The 14,404-nt window shown below is 35.4% G+C and carries 8 protein-coding genes; 7 read left to right on the top strand and 1 reads right to left on the bottom strand.

Annotated elements, in window-relative coordinates; translation table 11 throughout:
• Nucleotides 1-319 precede the first annotated feature (319 nt).
• From nhaD to CDH49_RS09990, 6 genes are all read left to right on the top strand, one after another.
• Entirely contained in the window at nt 320-1,624 is a 1,305-nt protein-coding gene (gene nhaD, locus CDH49_RS09965) for a sodium:proton antiporter NhaD (protein ID WP_100615366.1), read from the top strand.
• A 124-nt stretch (nt 1,625-1,748) separates the two neighbouring features.
• Nucleotides 1,749-2,561: an SDR family oxidoreductase gene (locus CDH49_RS09970; RefSeq protein ID WP_100615367.1), complete on the top strand. Its 813-nt coding sequence runs from the start codon at nt 1,749-1,751 to the stop codon at nt 2,559-2,561.
• Between the two features lie 18 nt (nt 2,562-2,579).
• Entirely contained in the window at nt 2,580-3,743 is a 1,164-nt protein-coding gene (uxuA, locus tag CDH49_RS09975) for a mannonate dehydratase (RefSeq protein ID WP_100615368.1), read from the top strand.
• Nucleotides 3,744-4,481, top strand: coding sequence for a (Fe-S)-binding protein (locus CDH49_RS09980; RefSeq protein WP_100615369.1), 738 nt, complete (start codon nt 3,744-3,746; stop codon nt 4,479-4,481). It begins immediately after the preceding gene.
• On the top strand, nt 4,481-5,842 hold the full coding sequence (locus tag CDH49_RS09985; RefSeq protein WP_100615370.1) for a lactate utilization protein B: 1,362 nt from the start codon (nt 4,481-4,483) through the stop codon (nt 5,840-5,842). The genes CDH49_RS09980 and CDH49_RS09985 overlap by 1 nt, the downstream gene beginning before the upstream one ends.
• Nucleotides 5,839-6,420, top strand: coding sequence for a LutC/YkgG family protein (locus CDH49_RS09990; RefSeq protein WP_100615371.1), 582 nt, complete (start codon nt 5,839-5,841; stop codon nt 6,418-6,420). The genes CDH49_RS09985 and CDH49_RS09990 overlap by 4 nt, the downstream gene beginning before the upstream one ends.
• 89 nt (nt 6,421-6,509) lie before the next feature.
• Here the strand turns inward: CDH49_RS09990 and CDH49_RS09995 are convergent, their stop codons facing one another.
• The gene (locus tag CDH49_RS09995; RefSeq protein ID WP_204524818.1) at nt 6,510-10,313 is read right to left on the bottom strand and encodes a glycoside hydrolase family 3 C-terminal domain-containing protein; all 3,804 of its coding nucleotides are present in this window, start codon (nt 10,311-10,313) and stop codon (nt 6,510-6,512) included.
• 889 nt (nt 10,314-11,202) lie between these two features.
• Here CDH49_RS09995 and CDH49_RS10000 point away from each other — a divergent pair.
• Nucleotides 11,203-14,286 carry a PAS domain-containing hybrid sensor histidine kinase/response regulator gene (locus CDH49_RS10000; RefSeq protein ID WP_100615373.1) on the top strand — a complete coding sequence of 1,028 codons (3,084 nt, stop codon included), beginning with the start codon at nt 11,203-11,205 and terminating at the stop codon, nt 14,284-14,286.
• The last annotated feature ends 118 nt before the right edge of the window (nt 14,287-14,404 follow it).

Below are 14,404 nucleotides of genomic sequence, written 5' to 3' on the forward strand. Positions count from 1 at the left end.
TGGTGAATTAATATCTTTTTCCGATGGATATAATGATTTCAAAATTAGTGATATATACTTTTTTAAAAATCAAATATGTTACAAATTTAGTAGTTTATTTGGCTTCTTTTTTTAACAAATATTTATTTTGTGTTATTAAAAAAAGATAAAGAAAATTTACGTAAAATTACGGGCAAATTCACTTAAATGGATTGAGGTATAAAAAATGGTAACACACTAATTTATAATACATGTTTACTTCAATCAAAAAGTACTAGATTTTCTACAATCTAAATCAATATAAACACAACATTCTACTTAAAAATTTAACTAACCCAATATGTATATAGCCATAATCATCATTTTCGTTATAGGATATCTTGCGATAGCCTTAGAACATAATATTAATGTAAACAAAACAGCAACAGCATTGCTTTTAGGGGTGCTGTGTTGGACACTACTTGTTTTTGGAAGCGCCACGATTTTTCCCCATTTTGAAAGCATTGAAGCTTCCCATTTTATTTCGGAATCACTTTTAGAGCACGTTGGAGAGATTTCAGAAATTTTGTTTTTTCTTTTAGGAGCCATGACCATTGTAGAGCTCATGGATGCCCATGAAGGGTTCGGATTAATCACTGATAAGATTAAGATAAAGAAAAAAAGCCATTTACTTATTATATTAAGTTTTATAACGTTTTTCCTATCAGCTGCTTTGGATAATTTGACGACTGCTATTGTTATGGCAGCGGTTTTAAGAAAAATGATAAAAGATAAAAACGATTTATGGATTTTTGCCTCCATGATGATCATAGCCGCCAATGCTGGTGGTGCTTGGTCACCTATAGGCGACGTAACTACCATTATGTTATGGATAGGTGGCCAAATTACGGCTTCAAATATTGTTACCGCTATTTTTATTCCTAGCTTAGTATCTACACTTATACCTTTAGCAATTTTGAGCTCAAAACTAAAAGGGGATGTTGCCATAATGGATAATCATTTAGGAGCAAGCCATACAAAAAATGAGATAAGTACATTTGATAAAACAATCGTTTTTGCAACTGGAGTGTCAGCATTATTGTTTGTTCCCATCTTTAAAACGGTCACACATTTGCCTCCTTTTATGGGTATTTTATTTGGGTTAGGCATCATGTGGATTTTAACAGAGGTTTTACACATGAAAAAGAATGAAGAGCATAAAAAATCACTTTCAATCTCAGCCATTCTGACGCGTATTGATACTCCAAGTATACTATTCTTTTTAGGAATATTATTGGCTGTAGCAGCTTTACAAGTAGGAGGGCATTTATTGCAACTGTCCCAAGTTTTGGATGCTAATTTTGATAGTGTCTATGCTATTAATTTATTAATAGGGTTGTTATCTTCTATTATTGATAACGTACCAATGGTGGCAGCGGCTATGGGCATGTATCCTTTAGAAACATATGCAGTAGATAGTGTGTTTTGGGAACTCTTGGCCTATTGTGCTGGAACAGGCGGCAGTATTTTAATTATTGGTTCAGCCGCTGGAGTTGCCATTATGGGAATTTTTAAAATTGATTTTATTTGGTACGTAAAAAAGATATCATTTGTAGCTATTCTTGGATACCTTGCGGGTATTGGGGCGTATATGCTATTAAATTAATTTTTGGTAGATTTAACCATAACCCTATATATTTTTATCTAACTAAACCTCTTATTTATCTAAAACAAGATGGTATTAATTTAAGTTATGTTTAAATTTGCATAGATTATAAAATAAAATTTAAATGAATTTATTCGATATTGAAAACAAAGTAGTCCTTGTTACAGGCGGAGGTGGTGTACTAGGTGGTAGTATGGCCGAGTATTTATTAAAAAACGGTGCCATTGTCATTATTTTACATTACAAAAAAGATACGGTTGATGAAACGGTAAAACGCATGTCATCCATCAGTAAAAAAGTGGATGGTTTTGTATGTAACGTGACAGATGAAAAGAGCCTCAAAGAAGTGTCTGATGCCGTCATTTCTAAATACGGAAAAATAGATGTTTTAATAAATGCTGCTGGTGGTAATATGCCTGGAGCTACTGTGGGACCGACACAATCATTTTTTGATATCAATATGGACGACTTTAGAAAAGTTGTCGATTTAAATTTATTTGGAAGTATTATACCTTCCATTGTTTTTGGTAAGGAAATGGTAAAAAACAAACAGGGAATTATCATCAATATATCTTCCATGGCTTCAGAAAGAGCCATTACCAGGGTAGCGGGCTATTCAGCATCCAAAGCAGCGATAGACAATTACACTAAATGGTTATCGGTAGAGTTGGCTTTAAAATATGGCGATGGGTTACGTGTAAATGCCATCGCTCCCGGATTCTTTATTGGAAACCAAAACAGAGCATTATTGTTAAATGAAGATGGCAGTTTAACACAAAGAGGTAACACAATTATCAATAATACGCCTATGAAACGTTTTGGAGAAGCTGATGAATTACACGGTGCCTTACATTATTTATGTTCTGATGCTTCAAAATTTGTTACGGGTATTACGATTCCTGTGGATGGTGGCTTTAGTGCTTTTAGTGGTGTTTAATAAAAATTAACAACGAATATGCAAGAAACATTCAGATGGTTTGGAGTAAACGACTCCGTAAAACTATCATATATAAGACAAGCAGGAGCAACAGGAGTCGTTACGGCATTACACCATGTTGCTAATGGAGAGGTTTGGGAAGTTGAAGAGATTTTAAAAGTAAAAAATGCCATTGAATCCCAAGGGATGGAATGGTCGTTTATAGAAAGTATTCCCATTCACGAAAATATCAAGTTGCGTAAAGGGGATTATTTACAACGCATTGAAAACTATAAGCAAAGCTTAAGAAATGTGGCTTCTTGTGGTATTAAGAATGTATGTTACAACTTCATGCCAGTATTGGATTGGACGCGTACAGAATTATTCTGGAAATTACCAGATGGAAGCACTGCTTTACGTTTTGATAAAGTGGATATGGCTGTTTTTGAGTGTTTCATTATGGAACGTGATGGTGTTGAAGATTCTTATACACCAGAAATTTTAGAAAAGGCAAAAGTGCGTTTTTCTAAAATGACTTCCCAAGAAAAGCAAGCTTTAGAAGATAATGTTTTAAAAGGATTGCCTGGAACTGTGGACGATTTAACCATTCCTGTGTTTAAGGAGATGATTGCCCAATATGATAATCTGTCCCATGCCGACTTAAAAGCTAATTTATCGTTCTTTTTAAACCAAGTGATTCCAGTTTGTGAAGAACATGGTATTGTAATGGCGATTCACCCGGACGACCCGCCTATGGATATTATGGGGCTACCCAGAATTATTAAATCTGAAAAGGATTTAGAAGATTTGATTGGATTTATTGATAGTCCTTCCAATGGCATTACCTTTTGTACAGGTTCTTTAGGAGCCAATCCAGATAACGATTTACCTAAACTAGTTCGGAAATTTGCTGATAGAATTCATTTTCTTCATTTAAGAAACGTGAGGAGGGAAGCAGATGGCAGTTTTTATGAAGACAATCATTTAGATGGCTCTTCAGATATGTATGAAGTGGTAAAAGCCGTTTTGGAAATTGAAAAAGAACGTAACGTGCAATTGCCTATGCGTCCAGATCACGGACATCAAATGTTACATGATTTAGAACCAAACAGTGCCTATCCGGGCTATACATCCATAGGACGTTTACGTGGTTTGGCAGAATTACGTGGGCTCGCACTTGGTATTTCCAGAAGCTCAAAATAAATGAAAGTTGGGCTGTTCATACCATGTTATGTCAATCAATTATATCCTAAAGTTGGGATTGCCACTTTAGAGCTTTTAGAAAAGTTAGGGGTTGAAGTTGATTATCCAATCGGACAAACATGTTGTGGACAGCCTTTAGGCAATTCAGGTTATGAAGATGAATCAAAAGGAACTTGCCAGTTATTCATCGAAAACTTCAAAAAATACGACTATATTGTTTGTCCTTCAGGAAGTTGTGTGTACCACGTAAAAAAACATTTTGATATTTTAGAGCAAACAGAAGATGTTATAAATGTTAGAAATAATATTTATGAATTGAGCCAATTCATCTTCCAAGTTTTGAAAAAAGCCAATCTAGGAGCGTCTTTTCCATATAAAGTTGGCATTCATAAAAGTTGTCATGGCTTACGTGGTTTACGACTTGGTTCTTGTTCTGAGCGTATGGACGTTCCATATTCCATTGAAGAAAATCTGTTAAAGGAAGTGAAAGGCATTCAATTAAAAACCTTGAATAGGGTAGATGAGTGTTGCGGATTTGGAGGGACATTTTCCGTTTTTGAAGAAGCCATTTCCGTAAAAATGGGAAAAGACAGAATCCAAGACCATTTAAATAGTGATGTGGAAGTGATTACTGGAACTGACCAATCGTGTTTAATGCATTTAGAAGGTTTGATTAACCGGAACAATCAACCTTTAAAAGTGATGCACATTGCCGAAATCTTAAATAGCACTTTATAATGCCGCACGCCAAGGAAGCCGAATTATTTAATAACGATGAAGCTAAAGTCAATTGGCACGACCAAGCTTTATGGTTTGTTAGAAATAAACGGGATAAAGCGGCACATACTGTAAAAGGCTGGGAAGAACTACGGAATTTGGCTTCTGCCATCAAAGCGAACGTGCTTTCCAATTTAGATGACTATCTGATTCAGTTTGAAGAAAATGCTCAAAAGAATGGTATTCACATTCATTGGGCAGCAGATGCAGAGGCACATAATAAAATTATTCATGACATATTGCTGAAAAACAACGTAAAAATGGTTGTCAAAAGCAAATCCATGCTCACCGAAGAATGCCACTTAAATCCGTATTTGGAAGCTCACGGCATTGAAGTCATTGATACCGATTTAGGTGAACGTATTGTGCAACTTGCCAAGGAACCCCCTAGCCATATTGTGTTGCCCGCTATTCATAAGACAAAAGAAGAGGTAGATGTTTTATTTCAAAAACACTTAGGCACTATTCCCAGTAATGGCGATCCACAATATTTAACCAATGAAGCTAGAAAGCATTTACGGGATAAATTTTTAAAAGCAGATGCTGCCATAACAGGCGTTAATTTTGCCATTGCAGAAACAGGAGGATTTGTAGTTTGCACCAATGAGGGCAACGCTGATATGGGCGTTCACCTTGCCAAAGTTCATATTGCCAGTATGGGCATTGAAAAAATTATTCCACAGGAAAAGCATTTAGGTGTTTTTTTAAGGTTATTGGCAAGAAGTGCCACCGGACAGCCTATAACTACCTACTCTTCGCATTTTAATAAACCGACCGAAGGAAAAGAAATGCATATTATTATTGTTGATAATGGCAGAACAGAACAGTTAGGTAGAGAACATTTTAGAAGTTCTTTAAATTGCATTCGTTGCGGTGCTTGTATGAATACGTGTCCGATTTATAGACGTAGCGGCGGACATAGTTACAAGGCTACCATTCCAGGGCCGATAGGTTCCATATTATCACCTGGAATGGATTTAAAAAAACACGGTTCATTACCATTTGCATCCACGTTATGTGGTTCTTGTAGTGATGTTTGCCCCGTAAAAATCAATATTCACGAGCAATTGTACCAATGGCGACAAATTATCACCAAAGATGTTAAGCAGCCTATTGTAAAAAAAACGGTTTTAAAAATTGCTGGACGCGTTTTAGCAAATTCTAAATTATATGGGTTCTTCGGAAAATCAGCGCGATTTATGTTGAAACACCTCCCCAAATCTGTCATCAATTCCCAAACAAATACTTGGGGAAAAGCAAGGGATTTGCCCAAAGTTGAAAACGAGAATTTTGAGGATTGGTATAAAAAAAGGAAATCATGAGTAGAGCGTCTATTTTAAATGCCATTAAAAAGAACAAGCCAGAGTCAGTGCCTTTACCAGAGATTGATTTAAGTCTTTTTCAGGAAGATATTGATTTGGTCGATATATTTTCCAAAAATTTAGAATCAGTAGGAGGTAGGATTGTTTCTTCGAATACCATAGAAGATTTAGATGGCGAAATTAAAAAGCGATACCCAAACGCCAAACATATTGTATCCTGTTCAAACACATCACAATTAGCAACCATTTCAATTTCAAATGAAACCCAACCTCATAGTTTAGAATCAATAGATTTGGCTATTATTGATGCTCAACTAGGTGTGGCAGAGAATGGCGCTGTGTGGATTTCTGAAAACAATTTTATCGTTCGAGCTTTACCCTTTATTGCCAACGATCTGGTTTTAATTCTGTCAAAAAACGCTATATGTTTGCACATGCATGACGCCTACAACCTGATTTCTAAACGAGATAGAACCTTTGGACTATTCCTTTCCGGACCTTCAAAAACGGCAGATATAGAACAATGTTTAGTGATTGGCGCCCAAGGCGCTATGAGTGTGACTGTTTTTATTGTTTAAACTTGATGTAATAATCTTGATGGGTAAATAAAAACCTATGATAAGCAAACTCATCATAGGTTTGTAATAATTATCCTGTATTAATTAAACTAATTCAACCCACTATTTGTGATGCGGAAATAGTCAAAAGACACATCGAATGGTGTATTTGGTTTTGTAGTATCTGAATCAAACCAATACGTGCTTTTCATATATTGTGTTATCAGTCCATCACTTACAATGATACCAGCATTGATATCCTTTAATAGCACGTCTACCATTCCTAGTATTTCGAATTTTTTACCATCGAGGGAATAATAAGCCGTGTATAGGCTACCTTTCTTTTCTAATTTTAAGATTAAGCTATTATTGCCAGTTATTTCTTTGGATAAATTAAAACTTGCTACTGATTTAGCAATATCATTTTCTTCCATCATAAAATCGATAGTGCCCGCTTGAACGCCGGTAGCCCGTGTGGTTTTCGTAACGGCACGGAACATCAATTTAACAAAATTACTATCATCTTGATAAGCCAGAATACCTGTATTTTCTGGTTGTGAAGGGGTTCTGGAACACACCAATTTTGTTTCAGCTATCCAATCATTATTAGCACTTTGTAGTAGTATATTTTTAGCGTTATTGGTGTCTTCCGATATATCACCTACTTCACTTGTAATAGTAAGCAATCCACTAGTAGTATTTTTAGTGGCGTTGTTTTCCCTAATCCATGTCCATTGGTTTCCAACAGAACCATTAAACTCATCACTAACGGAATTGACATCAAAATTGAAGTAATACATATTTGTTTCAAGTGTAATGTTGTCAATAAGCTTTACAATGGTTGTTCCCGGGATACTTTTGGCTTGTTCAATATCTATTGTCATGTTATCTCCAAGAGCAGACGCTTTCACTACGGGAATTTTTGATTTAGAACTCAAAAGATAACTGTACGCTTTTATGTTTTTATCAAAGCCACTAATGTTTTTGCCGTTAATGGTAATGGATTTTGGGTTTAAGTCGGGCATAACTTTGAGAGGATAGTTGTTTGAAACGGTTATGCCATCTACAGTAACATCGGCATAAATTAATGCGACTCCCACACCAGTAGCAGTTACTTTTCCATTGTCGTCAACTTTTGCAACTGATGGATTATTGCTTTTGTAATCCACTTTAGCTTTTGCTAGATCGTAAAAACTATCGTCTGACATCGCTGCTGTTACACTCGTTTGAATCATATCACCAGGTCTTAAAACGACTTTGTCACTTTCTGCAACCACGGTTGTTAAAACAGGTTTATAGGAGCCGTTCATGTTGGCTTCTACTTGCCCTTTAATAGCTCTGGAAGATGCGCCAATTTCAAAAATATATTTTCCTTGGTCGAAAGTGATTTTACCGGCTTCGGTATTCCAAAACCAAAGATCTGCACAGTCAATATCAATGGATACCGTTTTTACTTGTCCTTTTGGAATGGTGACTCTTTTAAAACCTTTTAATCTTTTAATAGGTCGTTCCATGGAAGCAGGACTGTCTGGCGTTTTTACATATATCTGCACAACTTCATCACCATCAACAGCTCCAGTGTTTTTAACATCAACACTAATGGTGACTTTATCATTAGGAGTTATACTACTTTTATTGATTTTGAAATTACTATATTCAAAGGATGTATAAGATAATCCATATCCAAATTCATAGGACACATCTTTGTTATAATACCAATACGTTCTTCCATTGGTACCATCACCACGCAAGGTGTAATCATTAAAGTCCGGGAGGTCGTTTAATGATTTATGCCAAGTAACGTTAAGTTTTCCTCCTGGATTCACATCACCAAATAAAATTTTAGCCATAGCGGTACCTTGCGCTTGCCCATTGTAACCAGTCCAGATAATGCCAGGAATATTTTGTGAATTTTTAAATTGTTCCACTTCTACCATGCCCATAGTTTGCATTACGACAATGGTATTTGGGTTAACGGCAGCAATAGATTTAATGAGTTCGTTTTGGTTTCCCGGTAAGGTAATTTCAAAACGATCGGATTCTTCTCTTCCAGTTGTTTGGTCTGTGCCGACAAATACTAATGTAACATCTGCAGAAGCTGCCATATCTAAAGTTTCTTGATCTGTACCAGGTGTTTCCGCTTCGCGATACACGAGCACAATGGTTTGCGGCCCTGTAATACCCAATGTGTTTATTTTAACGGGAACAGATTTAGCTCTTGCAAAACCACCAAAACCACCTGCTTGTTGGGTGCCTTGAATTTTTTCGGTTGCCAATATATTGCCCGTTGCAGAACCGACTCTCACTTCTAGTAATCCACCATCTGCGCTTACGGTCATGTTGAATTTAATGGTATCCACATTGGTGATATCTACATTATTATAGGCCGTCCAGTCCCCATCTTTTATGCCTCGAACTGAAGTTTGTCCGAAACGGGCTGAAGTAATTAAGCCAGCTGCTGAACCATCAAATTTTGTGGCGTCATATTCTTTTAAAACATTATCCTTGCTGACTGTTGAAAAACCCAACATAGTAAAGAAATCCGTTTTTCTATCCGTATTCCCACTAGATTTTGATACAACTTCAATGTCGAGGTTATGCTGTTTAATGTAATTTTGAATGCCTGCCAAAGGAGTTATTTTTAATGAAGGTTCCACTTCTCCCGAATAATCGCCTAATTCAATTTTATCGGCCTGGGGTCCTAATACAGCTATTTTTTTAATACCTTTTAGGTTTATAGGCAAGGCTTTCACACCTGTTTTGCTAACAGGATTATTTTTAAGTAGCACTGGGGTCTTGAGTGCAATTTCTAAAGCTAGATCATTATGAGCCGGATCGTTAACGATATTCGGTTTAATATTGGTGTATGATACCTTCTCCTTGGGGTCAAATTCACCAATCCTCATCCTAATCGTAAAAATATTTATTAAAGCCTTATCGATATCTCCTTGAGTTAATAAACCTTTTTCTACGGCACTTAGAGCATGGTTTTGATATATACCACCACAATCTGTATCCACTCCAGATAAAAGTCCCAAAGCAGCCGCTTCTTCGTTGGATTTAACATAATTATGCCCTCTAAATATATCATCAATCGCTCCGCAATCACCTGTTACATAGCCTTCCATACCATACGTTTTTCGTGCTATGGTATCTACTAAATATTTACTGGCAGACATTGGTACGCCGTTTACAGCACCATAGGCCGTCATGATGGATGGCAATTTATCTTCTCGAATCAACGTCCTGTAAGGGCTTAGATAAAATTCCCTCATATCCCTATCATCCATATTGGAACTTCCAGAATGGCGGTTAAATTCGGTATTATTGGCAAAATAATGTTTTCCACAAGGCACTGTTTTAAGGTAAATGGGATCATCGCCCATTAAACCCTGAACAAAACCTTTGCCTATTTGAGTCACTAAAAACGGATCTTCACCAAATGTTTCTGCTGTTCTTCCCCAACGTGGATCTCTGGCTGGCTCAATAACAGGCGACCAATAGGTGAGCGTAAAAATGAGATTGTGGTTAAAACCTCTTGCTTCGTCTGAAACGACTTTTGTTTCACGTTTTATCAATTCAGGATCCCATGTGGCACCGACGGCGACACTGTTTGGAAATGAGGTTGCCGTCATCCCACTATTGTTGTTTCTACCCATGATGCCGTGCAGCGCTTCGCCCCAGAAATCATAGTGATTAACACCTAATCTTGGAATAGGAGGCATAGTGTTTCCTAGTTGACTTTGCTTTTCTTCTGGGGTCATCCTAGAAACAAGATCGGCTGCCCTTTCTTTAAATGAATATGATGTGTTAAGGTAAATGGGTATTTTTGCTTTTTCCTGCTTGGGCAAAAATGCCATAAATACAAGACAACAAATAATTAAATTAAAGAGCTTAGGTTTGTAAGGTTTCATGATATATAAATTTTTGTAATTAGTTCATTTTAGTTGTCTTTGTATTTGCTTTATTACTATTCCTGTTAATGTTGTCGGAGATTCGAACAAGCTTATTATAAAGGAATCAGTTTTATAGCTTTTTGGCGTAAAATCTGTTGAATAAAAACATGATATGGGAATTAATAGGAAGTGAGGTTTATTTAATCCCTTTGTTATCATGGGTGGTCATTAATAAAAAAATCCAATATCATTTTAATGTTTTGTCCTTGATTATATGGGGTCTATTAAAAGTGGTATTGTCTATGTTAAAATCAGTAAGGATGTTTATAATAAATGTCGTGTAACAGTAAATAAAATACTATTAAAATAACATAATAAAAATAAGCAATTTTTTTGTCCTACACCAGATTTCTCATGGATTTAACTAGAACAAAATCTTAATAAATCCAAGAAAAAAAAGGATAGTTCAAGTTTAAAAATTGAAAGGTGAATAAATCAGAAAATAATTAATATTTTTTATCTACCCGAGTTCAAAGCTTCAAGTCTCGACAGGTCCAACGGTATTATTTTTAACTGGATATATCGTAAAGATTAGAACCAATGGATTATTTCCTTACGAACCTTCAAAAACAGCCGATATAGAACAATTTTTCGTCATTTTTTCATAAGGTAGCATCAGTTTAACAATATTCATTTTTTAGTCAGGTTTTATATTTATACTTAATTAGTAATAATTTTTTTATATATTTAGAGATAGTTTTACTGTGCCCCAGTATTTATCTTTAGGCTGTTTTCTTACTTACAAATTGTAAAAGTGCATGCGTCCTTAACCTAAATATTGTATAACAGCGCACTTTAAATCTAGAAAAAACCAATCAGTATTTTTTATTATTTTAAATGAAAACAAATGAAAAGACTATTTTTATTTTGTAATAATGACTTTGATTTTTTATTAGAATCAATGCCAGGATACGATGGGTTAATCTATTGCTTTTTTAGCGACACAAAATTATTAAATGCTGCCATAAAGAAAACCAAGCCAGATGCAATATTAATTGATAATTCGGGGTCAAGTGGTAACATTCCAGACTGTATTTCTTTTAATGATTCTAGGTATTATGTGCCTGTTATTGTATATGGAAAGCCTTTTGAAGTAGATAAATATTCCCATTTAGAAGTATTACAATTGCCAAGTCAGTTTGATGCTGTTACTATTTTTGAATTGTTTTCAAAATTAAATCTTATAGATAAAGCTTACATTGGACAAAAAGAAAAATTAGAAGAAAGCCAACGGTTTTTAGACCTTCTAATGTCTAATATACCAGATGCCATTTACTTTAAAGATCGTGATTCCAGATTTACAAAGATAAATCAAGCACAAGCCAATACTTTAGGGATTGCTTCTCCGGAAGAAGCCATTGGCAAAAGGGATGAAGATTTTTTTGAAGAAAACCAAAGTAGGGAAGCTCATAACGATGAACAATCGTTAATGGAAAACGGTATTCCATTAATAAAAAAGTTAGAGCATTTGGTTACATCTAGCGGAGAGAAGTATGTAAGAGCCACAAAAATACCATTGAAGGATTCCAAAGGCAATTCTATAGGTATGGTAGGCATTTCTAGGGATGTTACAAATGAATACCTTATTGAACGAGATCTGCGTAGGGAAAAAAGATATATGGATTTGTTGATGGATAACTTACCAGACAGGATTTATTTTAAAAACAGAAATTCCCAGTTTATTCGTTGCAACATGGCATTGGCAAATATGTTTGGCTTATCCGAGCCAGAGGCGCTTTATGGGAAAACCGATTTTGATTTCTTTGAACACGCCCACGCCCAAGAAGCTTTTGATGATGAGCAAAGAATTATGAGCGAGAAAAGTTATATTTTAAATAAATTAGAAAGCCATGTAAAAAATGGGGAGCGCTTTTGGGAATTAACGACCAAGATACCATTTCTTAACAGTAAAAAGGAGGTTATAGGTATTGTTGGCATTTCCCATAATTTTACAGAACAAAAAAGATTAGAAGACAGACTAGAGAAAGAAAAGGACTTCTTGCAAATACTCATGAACAATATTCCTGATTATATTTTTTTTAAGGATATTAACTCTAAATATATTCGCGCAAACAAAGCCATTGCAAATTTCTTTAAGATTGATATAGAGGATCTCATAGGGAAATCGGATGCTGATTTTCTTTCTAAAGATGCCTCCAATAAACACCGAAAACAAGATGAGATTGTTCTAGAAAAGGGGTTGGAAATAATCAATGAGGTAGAGAAATTGCAAGACCTAGACGGAAATACTATTTGGCTTTCAGTCACAAAAGTACCAATTAGGGATAAGAGTTCTAAGATTATTGGTCTTGCAGGAATTTCGCGAGATGCAACCATGCAGGAATTAACTAAGCAGAGGTATGCCATTGCTAAGGAAAAGGCGGAAGAGGCCAATAAAGCGAAGAGTTTATTCCTTGCCAATATGTCCCATGAGATTCGAACCCCCATGAATGGTATTATTGGTATGGCCGATATCTTGAGTAAATCATCCTTGGAACCCATTCAAATGGAGTATTTGGATATTATCGTGAAATCGGGTCAAACATTATTGTCATTAATCAATGATATTTTAGATTTTTCCAAGATTGAATCTGGGAATATGGAATTGGAAACAGTTCCCATAAATATCCGGAGTATTATTGAAGAGGTTGCCGATTTACATTTAGTGCCAGCTGTTGCAAAATCTACAAACCTTTTTACTTTTATAGATCCTAATATCCCAGAATTTGTCAGTGGTGATTATATACGGTTAAAACAAATTATCACTAATCTGGTCAATAATGCCATCAAGTTTACCTCTGATGGAGAGGTTGCCATTTATGTAAACCAGATAGAAAGCAAGGATGGTTTCCATGAAATTGAGTTTAAGGTTAAGGATTCTGGCATTGGTATTTCAAAAGAAAATCAAAAGAAACTGTTTAAATCATTTTCCCAGGTAGATGCATCTACCACTAGAAAATATGGCGGCACAGGACTCGGGTTGGCCATTTCACAACGATTGGTTGATCAAATGGGAGGTGCCTTAGAACTTGATAGTTCACCGGATACTGGTTCGACGTTCTTTTTTAAAGTTGTTTTTCCATTTTCAAACGAAGTTAAGAAGCAAGATATAATTCTTAACAAACAAGCTCTAAAAGGAAAACGCGTTGTAGTTGTTGATAACAATGAAACCAATAGGTTTATATTAAAGAATTACCTTAAGGCTTGGGGCATGGAGGTAATTGAGTTGAATGATGGAGCTTTAGCTTATGATTTCTTGAAGAAAGCATCTTTAGATGGTAATCCTGTTGATTTGGTTTTGGTTGACTACCAAGTGCTTGGGGTTAACGGTAAAGCTTTTGTACAGAACCTTAAGCAAAACCCAGAAACTAGAAACATAAAACTTATTTTATTGTCTTCTATTACGCAAGCAATAGACAAGGATGGTTTTGAAGTAGGTCTTAATAAGCCTATTAAAATGAACCAATTATTAAATGCCCTTTTCAAAGCTTTAGAAATGCAATACGAAGATAGAGTTATTGAATGGACAGAAAGTGACAACTATCAGTTTGCATTTAAAAACAAAAGGTTTTTAATTGTTGAAGACAATTTAATAAACATTAAAGTGGCTAGAATTGTTTTAAGTGAATTATCAGACCATGTTGAAGTAGCGCACAATGGTATAGAAGCTATAGAACTATTTGAAAATCAAAATTTTGATATTATCTTGATGGATATTAGAATGCCGCTTTTAGGAGGTATAGAGGCAACCCTAAAAATCAGGGAGATGGAAAAGAATAATATGGTAAAGTTTCCTGTTAAAATTATAGCCATGACGGCTAATACATTTCAAGAAGATATTGAAAGATGCTTGGAAAATGGCATGGATGCATTTCTGGAAAAACCCTTTAAAAGAAAAGATTTGGTGACTATTTTACAACGGGTGTTGTGATGGTAAAAGCAATTTGAGCGCTATGTGAAGCGCGAGCGCTTTCCTTTTCAGGAACCGCAATTATACTATAGTATCCATTAAAAGACTGTCTATCAATTGTTCAAAAGACACAAAAATG

The organism is Confluentibacter citreus, assembly GCF_002807055.1.
Lineage (GTDB): Bacteria > Bacteroidota > Bacteroidia > Flavobacteriales > Flavobacteriaceae > Confluentibacter > Confluentibacter citreus.